The 18,123-nt window shown below is 67.9% G+C and carries 17 protein-coding genes; 5 read left to right on the top strand and 12 right to left on the bottom strand.

The annotated features are described in order from the left end of the window. Positions 1 to 3: 3 nt before the first annotated feature. The gene (locus C8258_RS26855) at positions 4 to 648 is read right to left on the bottom strand and encodes a TetR/AcrR family transcriptional regulator (RefSeq protein WP_106957543.1); all 645 of its coding nucleotides are present in this window, start codon (positions 646 to 648) and stop codon (positions 4 to 6) included. Between the two features lie 58 nt (positions 649 to 706). Here C8258_RS26855 and C8258_RS26850 point away from each other — a divergent pair, with 58 nt between their 5' ends. From C8258_RS26850 to C8258_RS26840, 3 genes are all read left to right on the top strand, one after another. Continuing rightward, positions 707 to 2,137: an MFS transporter gene (locus C8258_RS26850; protein ID WP_106957542.1), complete on the top strand. Its 1,431-nt coding sequence runs from the start codon at positions 707 to 709 to the stop codon at positions 2,135 to 2,137. 11 nt (positions 2,138 to 2,148) lie between these two features. Then, positions 2,149 to 2,529 carry a cupin domain-containing protein gene (locus C8258_RS26845; protein ID WP_106957541.1) on the top strand — a complete coding sequence of 127 codons (381 nt, stop codon included), beginning with the start codon at positions 2,149 to 2,151 and terminating at the stop codon, positions 2,527 to 2,529. Positions 2,530 to 2,609: 80 nt separating this feature from the next. Beyond that, positions 2,610 to 4,805 (top strand): hypothetical protein, encoded by a 2,196-nt coding sequence (locus tag C8258_RS26840; protein WP_106957540.1) that lies wholly within the window; start codon positions 2,610 to 2,612, stop codon positions 4,803 to 4,805. A 79-nt stretch (positions 4,806 to 4,884) separates the two neighbouring features. Here the strand turns inward: C8258_RS26840 and tuf are convergent, their stop codons facing one another. From tuf to C8258_RS26800, 8 genes are all read right to left on the bottom strand, one after another. Continuing rightward, positions 4,885 to 6,075, bottom strand: a complete 1,191-nt coding sequence (gene tuf / locus C8258_RS26835) for an elongation factor Tu (protein WP_036505815.1) — start codon at positions 6,073 to 6,075, stop codon at positions 4,885 to 4,887. 115 nt (positions 6,076 to 6,190) lie between these two features. After that, positions 6,191 to 8,293 (bottom strand): elongation factor G, encoded by a 2,103-nt coding sequence (fusA, locus tag C8258_RS26830; RefSeq protein ID WP_106957539.1) that lies wholly within the window; start codon positions 8,291 to 8,293, stop codon positions 6,191 to 6,193. Positions 8,294 to 8,500: 207 nt separating this feature from the next. Further along, positions 8,501 to 8,971: a 30S ribosomal protein S7 gene (gene rpsG / locus C8258_RS26825; RefSeq protein ID WP_030517120.1), complete on the bottom strand. Its 471-nt coding sequence runs from the start codon at positions 8,969 to 8,971 to the stop codon at positions 8,501 to 8,503. Between the two features lies 1 nt (position 8,972). Continuing rightward, entirely contained in the window at positions 8,973 to 9,347 is a 375-nt protein-coding gene (rpsL, locus tag C8258_RS26820; RefSeq protein WP_014353064.1) for a 30S ribosomal protein S12, read from the bottom strand. Between the two features lie 385 nt (positions 9,348 to 9,732). Continuing rightward, complete coding sequence (locus tag C8258_RS26815) at positions 9,733 to 10,305, bottom strand: DUF3558 domain-containing protein (RefSeq protein WP_233225361.1); 573 nt, start codon at positions 10,303 to 10,305, stop codon at positions 9,733 to 9,735. Positions 10,306 to 10,316: 11 nt separating this feature from the next. Beyond that, on the bottom strand, positions 10,317 to 10,844 hold the full coding sequence (locus C8258_RS26810) for a DUF3558 domain-containing protein (RefSeq protein WP_106957538.1): 528 nt from the start codon (positions 10,842 to 10,844) through the stop codon (positions 10,317 to 10,319). 477 nt (positions 10,845 to 11,321) lie between these two features. Then, on the bottom strand, positions 11,322 to 12,011 hold the full coding sequence (locus tag C8258_RS26805; protein WP_106957537.1) for a response regulator transcription factor: 690 nt from the start codon (positions 12,009 to 12,011) through the stop codon (positions 11,322 to 11,324). Next, positions 12,004 to 13,164, bottom strand: a complete 1,161-nt coding sequence (locus tag C8258_RS26800; protein ID WP_106957536.1) for a sensor histidine kinase — start codon at positions 13,162 to 13,164, stop codon at positions 12,004 to 12,006. Before C8258_RS26800 ends, C8258_RS26805 begins: the two co-directional genes overlap by 8 nt. Positions 13,165 to 13,371: 207 nt before the next feature. On the opposite strand from C8258_RS26800, the gene C8258_RS26795 reads away from it, so the two are divergent. After that, positions 13,372 to 14,139, top strand: a complete 768-nt coding sequence (locus C8258_RS26795) for a VC0807 family protein (RefSeq protein WP_106957535.1) — start codon at positions 13,372 to 13,374, stop codon at positions 14,137 to 14,139. Here C8258_RS26795 and hppD read toward each other — a convergent pair. Beyond that, positions 14,059 to 15,252 carry a 4-hydroxyphenylpyruvate dioxygenase gene (gene hppD, locus C8258_RS26790; protein ID WP_106957534.1) on the bottom strand — a complete coding sequence of 398 codons (1,194 nt, stop codon included), beginning with the start codon at positions 15,250 to 15,252 and terminating at the stop codon, positions 14,059 to 14,061. The two genes, C8258_RS26795 and hppD, sit on opposite strands and share 81 nt — an antisense overlap. A gap of 164 nt (positions 15,253 to 15,416) precedes the next feature. Here hppD and C8258_RS26785 point away from each other — a divergent pair, with 164 nt between their 5' ends. Then, positions 15,417 to 15,938 carry an Lrp/AsnC family transcriptional regulator gene (locus tag C8258_RS26785; RefSeq protein ID WP_036505821.1) on the top strand — a complete coding sequence of 174 codons (522 nt, stop codon included), beginning with the start codon at positions 15,417 to 15,419 and terminating at the stop codon, positions 15,936 to 15,938. A 21-nt stretch (positions 15,939 to 15,959) separates the two neighbouring features. Here C8258_RS26785 and C8258_RS26780 read toward each other — a convergent pair whose 3' ends face one another. Together C8258_RS26780 and C8258_RS26775 are read right to left on the bottom strand one after the other, a co-directional pair. Then, positions 15,960 to 17,078 (bottom strand): winged helix DNA-binding domain-containing protein, encoded by a 1,119-nt coding sequence (locus tag C8258_RS26780; RefSeq protein WP_106957533.1) that lies wholly within the window; start codon positions 17,076 to 17,078, stop codon positions 15,960 to 15,962. 57 nt (positions 17,079 to 17,135) lie between these two features. Next, on the bottom strand, positions 17,136 to 18,110 hold the full coding sequence (locus C8258_RS26775; protein WP_106957532.1) for an NADPH:quinone oxidoreductase family protein: 975 nt from the start codon (positions 18,108 to 18,110) through the stop codon (positions 17,136 to 17,138). Between the last annotated feature and the right edge of the window lie 13 nt (positions 18,111 to 18,123).

Below are 18,123 nucleotides of genomic sequence, written 5' to 3'. Positions count from 1 at the left end.
CGTTCAGCGATCCGGCAGCAGGCCGTCGACCAGCGCGCGCAGTCCCTGTTCGTAGGTATCCGCCGCGGTGAGCGCGCCCCACCGGTCGGCCACGGCCGCCAAGCGTGGAAGCTCCTCGGCATCGATATCGGCGAAGACGCGCTCCCGGAACACTGGCCGATCGTCGTCGCGACGCCGGCGAGCCGCGGCGCGAATCAGAATTTCTCCGGCTGTGTAGTACCAGACGCTCCGGTAGGCGTGCACCGCCCGATCGGCATCGAGCCCGGCGTCCATCGCCGCGTCCAGAATCGCCTCGGGATACCAGAGCGCGGCCGGTGAGAGCAGGTCGTCGGCGGTCAGCACCTCAGTGATCCACGGAACCGGGGCCAGGACGTCGTGCATCGCGCGGGCCGCGACGATCAGGCGTTCCCGCGGGTCCTGCGGCAGTTGCGGACGCCCCGCACCCGTGGCCACCTCGTCGAGCAGGAGCAGCAGCAGCGCGTCCTTGTCCGGTACGTGGTGATAGAGCGCCATCGGCGTCGCGCCGAGTTCGGTGGCCAGGCGCCGCATGGTCAGCGCCTGCACGCCGTGGGTCTCGATCAGCTCGCGCGCGGCGGCCACGATCTGCGCGCGCGACAGCCGCGGCGGACGTCCGGTTCGGGTGCTCACCCGGCCATCTTGACACGAGGTCTCGACAACGAGCAGTGCGGTCGGTTACTTTTTATACATGTATAGAAAGTACTCGCCGGGACTCGCTCTGGCGGCGATCACGGTGGCGCAGTTGATGATTGCGCTGGATATGGCGGTGGTGAACGTGGCGCTGCCCGCCGTTCGCCGGGAGCTGGGATTCGCACCGATCGATCTGTCGTGGGTGGTGCACGTCTACGCCCTGACCTTCGGCGGATTCCTCCTCCTGGGCGGGCGAGCCGGCGATCTGTTCGGCCGCCGGCGACTGTTCGCGCTCGGGCTGTGCGGATTCGCCCTCGCCTCGCTGGCCGGTGGGCTGGCCCAGCAACCGTGGCAACTGATCGCCGCGCGCGCTGTCCAGGGCGTGGCGGCCGCGGCCGTCGCACCGGCCACCCTCGCGATGCTGACCGTCCTGTTCCCGCACGGCCCGGCGCGGGTGCGCGCCTTCGGACTGTGGAGTGCGGCGAACGGCGCCGGTGGCGCGCTGGGCGTATTGCTGGGCGGCATCCTCACCGAATACGCCGGATGGCGGTGGGTGATGCTCGTCAATCTGCCGATCGCCGCGATCGTGCTGGGACTCGGCCTCTTCGGCATCCCGGCCGACCGCCGCGACGGGATGCGCCCGCCGCTCGACATCGCCGGGGCGCTCACCGCGACCGGCGGCGCCGGATTGCTCGTTCTCGCCGTCGTCCGTACCGATCACTACGGGTGGTTCTCGCCCGCGACCGTCGGGACGGTCGTGGCCGCACTGTTCCTCCTTGCGGCCTTCGTATGGTTCGAACGGCGGGCCTCGGTGCCGCTGATACGGCTGTCGCTGCTGCGCAACCGGTGGGTCGCCGGGGCGGATCTATTCGTCGCTCTGGCCGCGGCGGGACAGTTCTCGGCCTTCTACTTCGTCTCGCTCTATATGCAGCAGTCGCTCGGAATGTCCGCGGCGGCAACGGGTCTGGCCTTCGTTCCGTTCTCCGCCGGGGTCGTCGCCGGGACCGTGGTCGCGACTCGGCTCGGCCACCGGCGTTCGCCGCGCACCCTGCTGATCTCCGGATCGCTGCTCGCCGCCGCGGGCCTCGGATGGTTCGCACTGCTGGACGCCGGTGGCGACTTCGCCACCGCGGTACTGGGCCCCTCGCTCGTCACCAGTATCGGTTTCGGCCTGTGCCTGGCGCCGCTCGCGGCCGCGGCGACCACCGGCGTCGCCCCCGCCGAGGCCGGCATGGCATCCGGGTTGATGAACAGTGCCCGCCAGATCGGCGGCGCGATCGGATTGGCCGCCCTGGCCTCGGTCGCCGCCCAGCGCGCCGGATCGGCGCAGACGCCCCAGGCCGTCACCGCGGGATATGCGACCGGGCTGGCGATCGGCGCGGTCCTGCTCCTCGGGGCCGGGGTCGTCGCTGCGGTGGTCATGCCGCGGACCACCGGCCGATCTACCTCCACACCCCTGCCCGCCCCGGCTCCGGCCGTGGCCGAATGAAAGGAAACACCATGTCACTCGCACCTGTCGACCTGTTCGCACGCGGTATCCGAATGCTGCCCGACGGCCGGGTTTTCGATGAACAACGCCGCATGTCCGGAGAGGTGGAGGGATGGACCCTGGCGGCCTTCCGGGTGGCCACCGACGCCGACGTCCACGGTGATCACTGGGAGATGCATCCGAGCGGAGAGGAACTGGTGGCGGCGCTCTCGGGCGGGATACGCATATATCTGCGCGAGAGCGGCGACCCGGCGGCATCGGTATCCCTGCGCGCCGGACAGGCGTTCATCGTGCCGCGCGGGCGCTGGCATCGAATCGAAGTGGACGAGCCGAGCGAACTGATGTCGCTCACCCTGCGCCGCGGCACCGAACTCGAGAAACGGACGGATTGAGCTGCGGCGCAACGGTGGCGGGACCCGTCGCACACCCCGCGAACTCGCACCCGGAAAGGCGAGCGATAAGAATGGGGTGTATGACGGATCCCGCCAATGCCCGTTTCGGAGAACCCCATACCGCACGAGAGGGGCACCGACTGACCCGCTCCGAGCAGGAGCCGGGTCAGCAGGCGGGCAGCAGCGGACCCGCACACGGCGGCGCCGAGAAGTTCGGACTGCGCTGGGACGGTGCCGAATTCGGTGAGTCCGGAAAGGGCGAGAGCGTTTTCGGCCCGCCACCGGGCGCCTCGCCGACCGATGTCCCGTCCTATTCACCCGACTACCTCAGCGGCAGCGCGGTTCCCACACCTGCGGCCGCACCGCCGCTGCCGGTCCGCGACACGTCGGCCCGCACCGCCATTCCGCCGCTGCCCACCCGAGAACCGGCGCAGCGCAGTATGTTCGCCTCGCCGTTCGATGCGGACTACGAGCGGGGTGCGGGGCAGCCGCAGGGCCATCCCACCGCGCCCGGCGACGAATCCGCTCCTACCTCCAGTTTCGCGGTGAGCGCAGCGGAGACGCCTCCGGTGGATCCGAGATCGGGGGCCCTGGGATCGTCCACGGCTCCCGGGGAGAGCGAGACGCCGGAAAAGGCAAGCTGGGCAGACCGACTCGACGCCGGATCTCAGGATCCGGAGGACACGGTTCGCCGCATCGCGGAGAGCCTGGGCATCGACCCCGGGCGGCAGAGTCGCTCCCGTAGCGCCGAGCCCCAGCCCGCCGAGGCGTCTCCTGCCGAGGCGTCTGCTGCCGAGCCGCCGGAGCCGCGGCGGGCCGATTCGGCCGAATCGGATGCCTCGTCCACCGCATCCGTCCCGGCTCCGCCGAAACTGCCGACGCGGCTCCCCACCCCCGCCCACGGCATCGCCCGGACCGAAGCGGCCGATGGCGCAACGGAATCCGCTGCGCCGTCGGCGAGCACCGATGTCCGCCCGGAAGCCACCCGCCGCCCCATCCCCCGGGCCGCCCGGCGGGCACGCGACAACGAGCCCGCCGCCGGTACCGCCGCATCCCGGCTGTCCGGTGACATCCCCGCAACCATGGCAGCCGAACCCGCGGGCGAGGGCCAGCACGGCACCGCTCGCCCCGCGAGCACGGAGCCGCCGGCCACCACAGCCGCGCCGGCCGACGAAGCCGAGCCCCGCAGCACGACGGCGAGCGATGAGGAATCGGCGCCCGCACGGGCGACATCACCCAGCGGCGAGGCCGCGCCCGCGCCGTCCGCAACGACACCGCCGGCCGGACAGCCGGGCGACGACGCCCGTCGGCCCACCACCGCTACGGACTCGCCGGCCGACGGCGACCACACCACACACAGCACGCGCGCCGCATCGGTCGCCGACAGCGCGCGAATTGCCGCCGAACACGTCGTCGAGGCGAATCCGTCGACGGACGCCACCACTTCGGAGGACGAGAAGTCGCGCCCCGCGGCTCGGCTTCCGCATCGGCATTCGAACGAGCAGCGCCGGTCCGACCACGCCGAAACAACCGGCCCGGCCCATTCCGGCCCGGCAGACGGTACGGACCCAGCCGACTCAGCAGACCCGCAATCCTGGCAGAACACCGACACGCTGCCGGCCCTTCGCAGCCGAGTGGAGAGCGCCGATGCCACCGCGCGCCCGTTCCCCACCCGCAACGGGGCGACGGTGGGACTGCGCTCCGCCCCGAGCACCCTCCTCGAACAGTCCGATACCGACATCCTCCGACGACGCGCAGCGGAAGCTCCTGCGGCGGAATACGTTCCGACCAGCCGGCACCGGTCGCCTGCAGAGGAAACCAGAGCCGACGACCATCCGGCGACGGCGTCGGCGGAAGCAGTTGCCACATCATACGATTCGGCGATCGACGCCGCTCGCGCCGAACAGGCAGCGGGTACCGGTGGCCGCCGAAACCGCCGCGCCACCAGCGATCACCACTCCGGCGACACACCGACCGACATCGCGTCCCGCACCGGCGTGCCCCCGACCTCCCGGCGCGCGGCCCGCCGCCGAGCCGAAACCACCGGCGAACCCCCGGCCATCGACGTCAGCCTGGTGATGCAGTTACTGCTGGCCAGCCACACCCTGGAGAATGTGGCTCGCAACGCCGAAGCCGGCGACGTCGACCTCAACGGGCTCATCACCGCCGCCCACCGAACCCGCACCGCCGCAGTCGAACTCGTCACCACCTGGTTCGGCGGCGCCGACCAGATGCGCGAATTCGCCGAAGCCCTCCTGGCCGCCACCGAGAACTGAGAACGCGAAAAGGGCCGCTCCCCAAGGGGAACGGCCCTTTTCATGCTGTCACGTGTCGTGACGGCGTTGTCTCACCGGGTCACTTGATGACCTTGGTGACGCGGCCGGCGCCGACGGTGCGGCCACCCTCGCGGATCGCGAAGCGCAGGCCCTCTTCCATGGCGACCGGCTGGATCAGCTTGACGCTCATCTCGGTGTTGTCGCCCGGCATGACCATCTCGGTGCCCTCGGGGAGGGTCACGACGCCGGTCACGTCGGTGGTGCGGAAGTAGAACTGCGGGCGGTAGTTGTTGAAGAACGGGGTGTGACGGCCACCCTCGTCCTTCGACAGGATGTACGCCTGGCCCTCGAACTCGGTGTGCGGGGTGGTGGTGCCCGGCTTGACGACGACCTGACCACGCTCGACGTCGTCACGCTTCAGACCACGAACCAGCAGACCGACGTTGTCGCCCGCCTGGCCCTGGTCCAGCAGCTTGCGGAACATCTCGATGCCGGTGATGGTGGTCTTCTGGGTCTTCTCGCGGATACCCACGATCTCGACCTCTTCGTTGACGTTGATCACGCCACGCTCGACACGACCGGTGACCACGGTGCCACGACCGGTGATGGTGAAAACATCCTCGATCGGCATCAGGAACGGCTTGTCGGTCTCACGAACCGGGTCCGGGATGGACTCGTCGACAGCGTTCATCAGCTCGACGACCGACTCGACCCACTTCTCGTCACCCTCGAGGGCCTTCAGGCCGGAGACGCGGACGACGGGGGCGTCCTCGTCGAACTCCTGGGCGGCCAGCAGCTCGCGGACCTCCATCTCGACGAGCTCGAGGATTTCCTCGTCGTCGACCATGTCCGACTTGTTCAGCGCGACCAGGATGTAGGGCACGCCGACCTGACGGGCGAGCAGCACGTGCTCACGGGTCTGCGGCATCGGGCCGTCGGTGGCGGCGACCACGAGGATCGCGCCGTCCATCTGGGCCGCACCGGTGATCATGTTCTTGATGTAGTCGGCGTGGCCGGGGGCGTCGACGTGCGCGTAGTGACGCTTCTCGGTCTGGTACTCGACGTGGGAGATGTTGATCGTGATACCACGAGCCTTCTCCTCCGGAGCCTTGTCGATCTGGTCGAACGCAAAGCTCTGGTTCAGGTCCGGGTACTTGTCAGCCAGCACCTTGGTGATCGCCGCGGTCAGCGTGGTCTTGCCGTGGTCGACGTGACCGATGGTGCCGATGTTGACGTGGGGCTTCGTCCGCTCGAACTTCGCCTTCGCCACTGTTGTCCTCCTGGACTAGTTAGTGCGTGCTTTTGTGCAGCAGTGCGGTTTGTACTTACAGGGGGTCGTGCGCGACCGAACGGGGCGAATTCTCGCAAATCCGCCCCGACTGCGATTACTCGCCGGTCGCCTTGGCGATGATCTCCTTCGCCACGTTGGCCGGAACCTCCGCGTACGAATCGAACACCATGGAGTAGTTCGCCCGGCCCTGGGTCTTCGACCGCAGGTCACCGATGTAACCGAACATCTCCGAGAGCGGAACCAGCGCCTTGACGACACGGGCACCACTGCGTTCCTCCATGGCCTGGATCTGGCCACGGCGGGAGTTCAGGTCGCCGATCACATCGCCCATGTAGTCCTCGGGCGTGATGACCTCGACAGCCATGAGCGGCTCGAGGATCACCGGACCGGCCTTACGGGCCGCTTCCTTCAGCGCCATCGAACCCGCGATCTTGAACGCCATTTCCGAGGAGTCGACCTCGTGGTAGGCGCCGTCGAGCAGGGTGGCCTTCAGGTTGACCAGCGGGTAACCGGCGAGGACACCGTACTGCATGGAGTCCTGGATGCCGGCGTCCACCGACGGGATGTACTCGCGCGGAACGCGACCACCGGTGACCTTGTTCTCGAACTCGTAGGTCGCGCCGTCCTCGCCGGTGAAGGGCTCCAGGCCGATGATGACGCGGGCGAACTGACCCGAACCACCGGTCTGCTTCTTGTGCGTGTACTCAAGCTTCTCGACCGGCTTGGTGATCGTCTCGCGGTACGCGACCTGCGGCTTACCGACGTTCGCCTCGACCTTGAACTCGCGCTTCATCCGGTCGACGAGGATGTCGAGGTGGAGCTCGCCCATACCGCCGATGACGGTCTGGCCGGTCTCCTGATCCAGCTTCACGGAGAAGGTCGGGTCCTCTTCGGCCAGCTTCTGGATCGCGGTGCCCAGCTTCTCCTGGTCGGACTTGGTCTTGGGCTCGATCGAGACCTCGATGACCGGGTCCGGGAAGGTCATGGACTCCAGCACGATCTGGTTCTGCGGATCGCACAGGGTGTCACCCGTGGTGGTGTCCTTCAGGCCGATGACCGCGTAGATGTGGCCGGCCGACGCCGACGGAACCGGGTTCTCCTTGTTGGAGTGCATCTGGAACAGCTTGCCCAGACGCTCCTTCTTGCTCTTGGTCGAGTTGATGACCTGAGCGCCGGAGTCGACCTTGCCCGAATACACGCGGACGTAGGTCAGCTTGCCGAAGAACGGGTGCACGGCGATCTTGAACGCCAGCGCGGCGAAGGGTTCGTCGGCACTCGGCTTACGAGTGATGACCTCGTCTTCCTTGCCGGGGACGTGGCCTTCCACGTTCTCGACGTCCAGCGGCGAAGGCAGGTAGTCCACGACGGCGTCGAGCATGGGCTGCACGCCCTTGTTCTTGAACGCCGAACCACACAGCACCGGGTACAGCTCCGAGGCGACGGTCAGCTTCCGGATGGCGCCCTTGATCTCGTCGATCGAGAGCTCCTCGCCACCGAAGAACTTCTCCAGCAGCGCCTCGTCCGACTCGGCGACGGTCTCGAGCAGCTCCTGGCGGTACTGCTCGGCCTTCTCCTTGAGATCGGCCGGGATTTCCTGGACCTCGTACTTCTCACCGAGCTTGGTCTCGCCGGTCCACACCTTGGCGTTCATCTCGACCAGGTCGACGATGCCCTCGAAGGTGTCCTCCGCGCCGATCGGCAGCTGGATGACCAGCGGCTTCGCACCGAGACGGTCCTTGATGGTCTGCACGGTGAAGTAGAAGTCGGCGCCCAGCTTGTCCATCTTGTTGACGAAGCAGATGCGCGGCACGTCGTACTTGTCGGCCTGACGCCAGACCTGCTCCGACTGCGGCTCGACGCCCTCTTTACCGTCGAACACCGCGACGGCGCCGTCGAGCACACGCAGCGAACGCTCCACCTCGACGGTGAAGTCGACGTGGCCGGGGGTGTCGATGATGTTGATCTGGTTCTGGTTCCAGAAACACGTCACCGCCGCCGAGGTGATGGTGATGCCGCGTTCCTGCTCCTGCTCCATCCAGTCGGTGGTCGACGCACCGTCGTGGGTCTCACCGATCTTGTAGTTCACACCGGTGTAGAACAGGATTCGTTCGGTCGTGGTCGTCTTGCCGGCATCGATGTGCGCCATGATGCCGATGTTGCGGACCTTGTTGAGGTCGGTGAGCACGTCCTGTGCCACGGAAATCTTCCCCGCTCTGCTCTGTTAGCGATCAGCTAGTCGGTATTTTCGGGAACGGCCCGGGCGGTTCCGCCGCGATGCGGGCCCCTGGCCTTCACTATGTCAACGTCGGGTGCGGCTGATAAGTGCCCTGCTGAGAGCACGTGCCGCACCCGACTGTGACTCGCCTCCCGGCGCCGTTCCTTCACCGGCGGACCGGGTGACCAATCACCAGCGGTAGTGCGCGAACGCCCGGTTGGACTCGGCCATCTTGTGGGTGTCCTCGCGACGCTTCACCGAAGCGCCCAGACCGTTGCTCGCATCCAGCAGCTCGTTGGCCAGACGCTCGATCATGGTCTTCTCGCGACGCGCGCGCGAGTAGTTGACCAGCCAGCGCAGCGCCAGGGTGTTGGCGCGACCCGGACGAACCTCGACCGGGACCTGGTAGGTGGCGCCACCGACACGACGCGGCTTCACCTCGAGGGCGGGCTTGACGTTGTCGAGCGCACGCTTGAGGGTCACGACCGGATCGGTGCCGGTCTTCTCGCGCGCCTGCTCGAGGGCACCGTAGACGATGCGCTCGGCGGTCGACTTCTTGCCGTCCAGCAGGATCTTGTTGACCAGCTGAGTGACCAGCGGCGATCCGTAGACCGGATCGTTGATCAGCGGACGCTTGGGTGCGGGGCCCTTGCGTGGCATATCAGCTCTTCTCCTTCTTGGCGCCGTAGCGGCTGCGGGCCTGCTTGCGGTTCTTCACACCCTGGGTGTCGAGCGAGCCGCGGATGATCTTGTAGCGCACACCGGGGAGGTCCTTCACACGACCACCGCGAACGAGCACCATCGAGTGCTCCTGCAGGTTGTGACCCTCGCCCGGGATGTAAGCCGTGACCTCGACCGCGCTGGTCAGGCGAACACGCGCGACCTTACGCAGCGCGGAGTTCGGCTTCTTCGGGGTCGTGGTGTACACGCGGGTGCACACGCCACGACGCTGCGGGCTCCCCTTCAGGGCCGCAGTCTTGGTCTTGGCGACCTTGTCGCGACGACCCTTGCGGACCAGCTGGTTGATGGTTGGCATATACCGGCTTTCCTTATTCAGTAACCAGGTGTCTGGAACTCTTCGATGTCTGTTTGTCGGCGGCGCTCCCCGATTCCCCGGAGTTCACGCCGCGGTCATAGAGCTGTCACCACTTGCCCGGATCGCGTTCGCACGCGTCCCGAGGTCGGGCGTGTCGCGCGCAGTACATGCCTACTTTTCCGGGCACGCTGAAACGGTCGGCCGCTCTCGCTGGCTTACGTTCTACGCACAGACTTGCCCGCACGCTTCCGGGCACAGCGATCCACGATACCCGTCGGCGCGGCGGGGGGCAAAAGTGGGGTCCGCAGGCCCCGGCCCACCACCGACTATGCGATTTCACTATCTCTCGAGGTCCACCGACCGGCGCATCCAGGGTGGGCTCGCCTCAGCGCGCCAGATTCAGGGTCAACTCGGCCAGCTTCTTCGCCCCGGCACACGGATCCGGATGGCCACCCGGCCGGTAGTTCACCCACCAGCCGATGATTCCGGTGTCCGCGGCCGGCGCCATCACGCCGCACGAATCCGGATCGCCCGGCCGCTGCACCTGCAGGGAGCGCCGGCCCTGCACGTTCACATCGGTGGTGATGTAGCCGAGGCGGTCGTTGTTGGCCTTCTCGTTCGGCAGCGAACCCATCTCGTACCAGTTCAGCGTGGCCATACCGTCGCCGCCGGGCGTACCCGACAGATCCCACATGCACACCGCGCCGTTGAACGAGCCCTGTGCGTCCTGGGCACCGGTCGCCTTGGCGATGTCGTCCTGCTTGACGACCTCGCATTCGCGCAGCAACTTGTCGAAGTTCATGTTGACCCCGCCGCCGCTACCCGCCGGCAACGCGGTCCCGGAGACCGTGCGGCCGCAGCCGCCGACCGCCACCCCGACCGTGAGCGCGAGGACCGCGATCCCGCCCGCCCGCACACCGCGCCGGACGCGGCCCCGATAACGCATGCCGTTGCTCATATCAGCCGTCCTCACTTCAGACGCTGCACGGTCAGTTCGGCCAGTTTGCGGTTCTTGTCGCACGGCGTCGCCGACACCTGCCCGAACGCGCCTGGCGCGGTGGACCATTCGAAGAAGTCGTCGCCCAACTGAACCGCCAGGTCACAGATTCCGTAGGTGGGGTCCACGGCCTGGAAGCCCTTCTTCCCCTCGACCTCGATCGTCTCCGGGTTACGCCCCTGCGCGGTGACCCACGCTCGCTCCCGCTCGATCGGACTGCCGCGGTACGACGCGAAAGTCACCGACGGCCCTCCGATTCCGCCGCCTTGCCAGTTGCAGCCGACCGAGTTCTTGAAAGCCTGGCTGACCTGCGTCAGGCCACCGAGAGCACGTACCTCGTCGTCGGTGACGTGCCCACACTCGCCCACAAAAGGGCCCAGGGCCGCGACCTTCGCGGGTGGACGGGCCACGGGCGCACTGTCGTCGGACTTGTCGCTCGAACACGCCGACAGCGCCAGCATCAAGGCCATCGCAGCAATGAGGGCCGAGCAGATCCGCATGCCGGTGACTCTACCGATCGGGCCAGGATTCCACAGACGTCGTCACCCCGACGCTTGGCGTCGACCGGCCCTTTACATCGCCTTCCTCGCCGCTGTAATATCGCCACGTCAATCGGGGGGAGATCGCGATTTCGTTCGCACAGACAGTGTCCCATTCGGGACTTGGGGGAAACCATGAACAAAGTACTTTCGTCGATAGCTACTGCCGCAATCGCTTTCGGAGTATTTCTCACCTCTACCGGAACAGCTTCCGCGATAGGCACCATCGTGGCCACCTTTGAGAGATGGGATCAATGTGTGGCATATGGGCGGTCGCATTACAACCGCCCGGGCGACCCGAACGATCACTTCACGTGTGTACCGTTGACCGACGGTCGGACCGGACTGAGCCCGACAAACCCCTGACGCCAGGGGGTAGCGGCCCTTCGGGACATCTTGGCCACGACAGGGGCGGTTCGAGGCCGGCGCCTATTCGCGCTACTCGGCGGTCGGGTCGGCCAGGCCGTGGCGGTAGCCGTAGCGGACGGCGTCGGCGCGGTTGCGGGCGCCGATCTTGGCGAAGGCGTTGTTGATGTGGGTCTTCACCGTCGCCGGCGAGACGAACAGGTGGGCGGCTATCTCGGCGTTGCTCAGTCCGCGCGTGATCAGCGCGACGACCTCCGCCTCGCGAGCGGTGAGGCCGTCGGGATTCGGCGTAGCGGGGGCGGACACCGCCTCGGATCGGGGAGCTTCACCGATCAGCGCGTCCACCAGCCGCCGGGACACCGTGGCGTCGAAGGTGGACTGCCCGGCCGCCGCGGCGCGCAGGGCGGCGACGATCTCCTCCCGGCCGGCATCCTTGGTGAGGTAGCCGCGCGCGCCCGCTCGCAGCGCGCTCACGATCGAGGTGTCGTCGGCGTAGGTGGTCAGCACCAGCACTGCGGTCCCGGGATGGTCGGCCGCGATCCGGCGGGTCGCCTCGACACCGTCCAGGACGGGCATTCGCAGATCCATGAGCACCACGTCCGGATCGGTCTCCGCCACCGCCCGCAGTGCCTGTTCCCCGTCCGCCGCGGCGCCGACCACGCTCACCTCGCCGACCAGTCCCAGCAGTGCGACCAGACCCTCACGCATCACCTGCTGGTCGTCGACCACCAGCACCCGCAGCGGTGCCTGGCGCTCACTCAATCGGAACCTCCGCCGTCACAACCCATTCGCCGCCGGCCACACCGGACGACAGTGCGCCCCCGGCCAATGCGATCCGCTCACGCATCCCGGTCAGACCGTACCCGCCGGGCAGCGGATCGCGAGTCTGCTTTTCCGCGACCGTGTTTCGCACCGACAGTCGCACCTCGCCGGCCGTGAAGACGAGCGCGACCCGCACCGTCCGTCCCGGTGCGTGCTTGGCGGCGTTCGTCAGCGCCTCGCGCAGCGTGCGCACCAGCGAGACCGCGGCACCCGAATCCACCGGCCGGGCGGGACCGTCGCAGCGCAACTCCACCGTCATCCGGTGATCGCGGCGATAGCTCTCGACCAGTTCACGCACGGCATCGGGCAGCGGTGGCACCTCGCCGCGCAGCGCGGCCACCGCACCGCGCGCCTCGATCAACCCGTCGCGGGCGAGCCGGTGCGAACGCCGCACACGCGCCAATGCGCCCGGTATATCACCTCTTTCGTCGAGCAGCAGTTCCGCGACCTCCAACTGCATACTCAGCGCACCGAGCGAATGCGCCAGGACGTCGTGCAACTCCCGCGCGATCCGGGCGCGTTCGTCCAGTGCGGCCGCCCGGGCGTGTTCGTCCTGAGCGCGACGGGTCTGCTCGAGCAGCAGTCGGGTCTGGCGGACGCGCAGTCGGTGCAGGCGCCGATACAACCCGAGCAGCAACAGAATGACGAGCACGCCGACATAGGTGAGCGTATCGCCGATGTCCTTGCCGGCCACCGCGCAACCGGCGATCAGGACCGCGACCTCGGCCGCGAAGCCCAGCAGGATCACTCGTGTGCCGGACCGGAACTGCTGGGCGAGCACGCTGGCCGCCGCACACAGCATGATGAACGCGGAGATGTCGGGGGCCGGTCCGACGACCGCCGCGCTCAATAGTGCGCACCAGGTCAACGCCAGGGTGGCCGCCCGCGGATGCTGGGATTCGACCACCGCGAACACGAGCCACCCGGCGTAGGCGGCCAGCAGCACCGCCCACAGCCACGCCGGCACCGGATCGCGATGGTCGAACATTAGATTGGCGGCCAGCAACGTCGCGCCGATGACACGCATCAGCGGGCTGGCATCGGGATCGTTGCCGATCAGCCGTCGCCCGAACTCCCGCAACCCCTCTCGCATGACCCTCCTGGTGACATTCCGCGCCGGGTACCACGACGGTAGGCGCGGCCGGATCGTCGCCGGAAGGTCCGCCGGGCCGAGATGCGCCGCGGTCGCTCCACCCGCGGGTGGAGATCCCACGATCCATCTCCCGGCCGAGGCGCGCGCAGGCCCGAAATCCCTAGCGTGGCAACGACGTAACGTCCAGTACTCGCAGGGGAGATTCCGATGACCGACACCGCCACACGCACTCTCGACAGCACCGGTAGCCGACTACGCCGGGCGCGGCGGGTGCTGGGACTCGCAGCCGATATCGGGCTGTCGCCCGCGACCTACTATCTGCTGATCGCGGCCGGGTGCACCAGCTATCGCGCGCTGGTGTGTTCGACGGTCGTCGCGGGCATATGGGCGCTCGGGATCGCCGCGGCGCGCCGCAAGGCCGACGGCGTCGCCGTATTCGTCTTCCTGCTCAACGCGCTGGGTCTCGTACTGGCCGTACTGGGCGGCGACGAGCGAATGATGCTGGCGAAGGATCCGATCACCTCGGCGGTGATCAGCGTGCTGCTGGCGGGCAGTTGCCTGCTGGGCCGGCCGGCGATGTTCGCGGTCTCGCGGCGCATGCACGCACTCGGACCGGATTCCGCGGCACGCTGGGAAATGTTGTGGCACAACGACTCCGACGTCCGTAGCACGTTCACGACCGCCACGGTGGTGTGGAGCGCCGGACTCGCGGTCGACGCGGTGGTGCGGCTCCTGCTGATCTACTCCCTGCCGGTATCGGCATCCGTCGCGCTGATGAACCCGGTGCAATGGGCGATCATCGCCGCGCTGGGGTTCTACACGGTGCGGTCGCGACGGCGCCTCGACGTCAAGGCGCGGCTGCGCGCCCTGCCCGACGCCGAGCGAGGGCGGCCGTCACAGATTCCCGCGCGCGTGCTGTTCCCGCTCGATCGCCTCGAACAGGGCCCGGAAATTCCCCTTCCCGAAGCCCAGTGAGCCGTGCCGCTCGATCAATTCGAAGAATACGGTCGGGCGGTCGGTGAGAGGTTTGCAGAAGATCTGCAGCAGATAGCCGTCCTCGTCGCGGTCGACGAGAATGCCGCGCGACTGCAGGTGCCGCACCGGCACCCGGACGTGGCCGATGCGGGCGCGCAGTTCGGGATCCTCGTAATAGGCGTCCGGGGTATCGAGGAATTCGATGCCTTCGCGGCGCAGGGCGTCGACCGTGCTCAGGATGTCGCCGGTGGCCAGGGCGATGTGCTGGACGCCGGGGCCGCCGTAGAACTCCAGATATTCGTCGATCTGTGAGCGTTTACGCCCGGCCGCCGGTTCGTTCAGCGGGAACTTCACGCGGTGGTTACCGTTGGCCACGACCTTGCTCATCAGCGCCGAATATTCGGTCGCGATATCGTCGCCGACGAATTCCGCCATATCGGTGAAGCCCATGACGCGGCGATAGAACTCCACCCACTCGTCCATCCGCCCGAGCTCCACATTGCCCACGACATGGTCCACGGCTTGGAACAGCCGATGCGGCGCCCGCGGCTGATAACCCGACCGGCGTGCGACATATCCCGGCAGATACGGACCGTGATAGCGCGACCGGTCGACGAGGGTGTGGCGGGTTTCGCCGTAGGTGGCCAGGGCAGCCGTGCGGACCGTGCCGAATTCGTCCGACGCGTCGTGCGGCTCGGCCAGGATCCGCGCGCCGTGGCGCCGGGCGTGGGCGATGCAGCGGTCCACATCGGGCACCTCGAGCGCGATGTCGACGATGCCGTCGCCGTGCCGGTCGTGGTGGGCGACCAGCGGACTGGCCGGATCCACCGCCCCGCACACCACGAATCGCGCACTGCCGCTGCGCAATACGTAGGACTTGTGGTCGCGATTGCCGGTCTCCGGTCCGGAATAGGCCTCCAGCGCCATTCCGAAGGCCTGCAGATAGTGCGTGAACTGGGTCGCGTTGCCGACCACCCACACCAGCGCGTCCCACCCGAGGACGGGGAAGGGATCGGCACCCGGATCGTGGTCGACCAGGCCGACCAGCCGGCGCAGCTCCGCATCGCCCGGCACCGCGGGCCGGGTGGTGCGGGAGAGGTCCTCGATTGTCATGCTTCCAGATAATCTCCGAGCCGAGGTTCTGGGCAATATCGAGGATTTCGAGTAGACACCCTGGCTCAATTGGTCACCACAGGCCGCCGAGTGCTGGACAATTTGAATAGCTGCGCCCCGGCCGCGCCCCGATCGGGCCGCCGGGCCGAACACAGGAGACGACGATGACGCGCACCCACGCCAAACTGGACGAACTGGATCTGGCGATCCTCACCGCCATGCACGAGTACCAGAAGGCCGGCGTCCTCGAGCTGTCGCGACGCACCCGGGTGGCTCGGGCGACCGTACAGTCGCGCATCGCGCGCATGGAGGAGGCCGGGGTCATCGCCTCCTACGATCCGCAGGTCGACGTCACCGCCGCCGGATTCGACGTGCAGGCCTTCGTGAGCCTGGAGATCGCACAGGGCGCCCTGGACGCGGTGACCACCGATCTGGAGGCCATCCCCGGCGTGCTCGAGGCCTACGCGACCACCGGTTCCAGCGATGTCCTGTGCCGCATCGGCGCCGATTCGCATGCGGGCCTGCAGGCGGTGCTGCTGAGTATCGACCGCAGCGCCGCGGTGGTGCGGTCGCACAGTGTGATCGTGCTGTCCACGGTGGTCGCCCAGCGCACGCTGCCGCTGCTGCGCACGCTCACCCCGGCGGGGACGAGTAAAGCTCCGGCATACCGGAATTCGACGCCCTGAGCGCACACCGGCGGCGCGTGGCTACTTCCCGGTTTTGAGATTCGCACCGGGCGCGAGGATTTCGACTTCGGGCGGCAAGTTCGGTTCCAGGAAATCCAGCAGGCTGCGTGCTTCCGCTTCGACCTCGGCCGCTTCCCGCGCCGACCATTCCCGGCTCGGGGCGATGCGCAACCGCGCCACCGACTTGTCGGCGAAGACTTTGTAGATGCCGGCCAGAAACCCGTCGATGAGCACCGGGCACACCTGCGCGGCCATATGGTGCAGGGGCAGCGGGGCGTTCCCGGGAATGATCCGGCCGCGATCCCGATGTGACAGCAGCACATTGTCGTACCAGCCCAGCAGCCGGACAGGTGCGGGCAGATCGGGATCGGCGAGTTCGGCGTCGGCGGCGTCGTAGAGGACGCGGCCGCGCTCGTCGGTGTAGGTGCGCACGCGGTCGCCCAGCCCGTCCAGTATTTCCTTGATACCGAGCAGTCGCGACCAGGTCTGCACATCCATCGTGGTCGCGGGGCCGAAGGCGCGCAGATAACGAACGACCAACTCCTGCACCGGATATGCCTCGTCGAGGGGTGCGTCCAGCCACGGTTCGATGCGTGACCACACCGGACGGCTGTTGTTCCGCCACAAGCCGCGCGGCGGGGTCTGCAACACCGGAAGCTGATAGAGCCAGGTCTGCGTCACGGCCGTGGGCTCGCGGTCGGGATATTCCTCGACGGCACGGGCGCGCAGCTCTGCCGACGACATCGGCTGCGCCCCCAGCACCTTCTCACCCCGGGCGCGTACCTCCTCGGGATCGAGCCCGACCATCGCGCCGTAGAAGAAGCCCTTGCGGAACGGGATCTTCTCCAGTTCCGGCTGGATATGCGGCGCGATGCGCAGCGCATCCGCCGCCGTCACCAGATGAATAGTGGCGCGCATCAACGTGATTCGCACCAGCGAACGATTCTCGAGTCCGGCCGAGACCGCCGCCGGGTCGAAATCGCTGATCCGGCTCCACAATCCGACGTACGGCGGCGTCACGTCCTGGGCCTGCAGCCCGACCAGATGTTCACACAGCTGCGAGACCGGCACCGACGACCGGCGCAGCAGGCGCTGCCGGGCCAGCAGGGTGCGATTCAGAATCCGATCGGACAGTTTCATGATGCGCTCACCCTACGGCCCGGCACCGACATCGAACGCCTGCCGGACGAGGGCCGCTCAGCGCACGGTGACGACGACTTTGCCCTTCGCCGAACGGTTGTCGAGCGCGGCGACGGCGGCCGCCGTCTCCGTCAGCGGGTACAGCACGGGCTGCGGCGCCGCGATCTCGCCCGATTCCAGCAGCGGCGCGATCTCGTCCCACTGCTCCTGCAGATAGCCCGGATGGGTCATCACCCATTCACCCCAGGCCGCGCCGATCACCTCGACGTTCTTGAGCAGCAAGCGATTCACCTTCACGGTGGGGATCTCGCCCGCGGTGAAGCCGACCACGAGCAACCGCCCGGCCGGCGCCAGCGAGCGAATGCTGTCGGTGAACCGGTCGCCGCCGACCGGATCGAGCACGATGTCGACGCCCCGCCCACCGGTCAGTTCCTTCACCGCGGCCAGCCAGCCGTCGGTGAGTACCACATCGGAGGCGCCGTTGGCCCGCGCGACCTCGGCCTTCTCCTCGGTACTCACCACGGCGATCACCCGGCCCGCACCCAGCGCCTTCGCCATGCGCAGGGTGGAAGTGCCGATGCCGCCGGCGGCGCCGTGCACGAGCACGGTCTCCCCCTCGGCCAACCGGCCCCGGTTGCGCAGGCAGAAGTGCACGGTCAGATCGTTGAACAGGATTCCCGCACCCGCCTCGAGGGAAATGTTGTCCGGCAGCCGGAACACCATCTCCTTGGCGGTCACCGCGGTTTCGGCGACGGCATTGCCCAGCATGGTCAGCGCCACCACCCGGTCACCCGCCCGGACCCGCGCATCCTCGGGCGCCGAGCGCACGACCCCGGCCACCTCGCCGCCGACCACGAACGGCAGTTCGGGTTTCATCTGATAGAGCCCCCGGGTCATCAGCACGTCCGGGAACGCCACCCCCGCGGCATGGACGTCGATCACCACTCCACCGGGGAATTCCGCCGGTTCGGGGATGTCCACGACCTCGATGGATTCGGGCCCCTCGAGCTTGCTCACCTGGGCTGCGCGCATGAAACGACCTCTC

Source organism: Nocardia sp. MDA0666, from assembly GCF_003023875.1.
Lineage (GTDB): Bacteria > Actinomycetota > Actinomycetes > Mycobacteriales > Mycobacteriaceae > Nocardia > Nocardia aobensis.
Note: the sequence above shows the minus strand (reverse complement) of the source record. Positions and strands in the feature narration are given on the sequence as shown.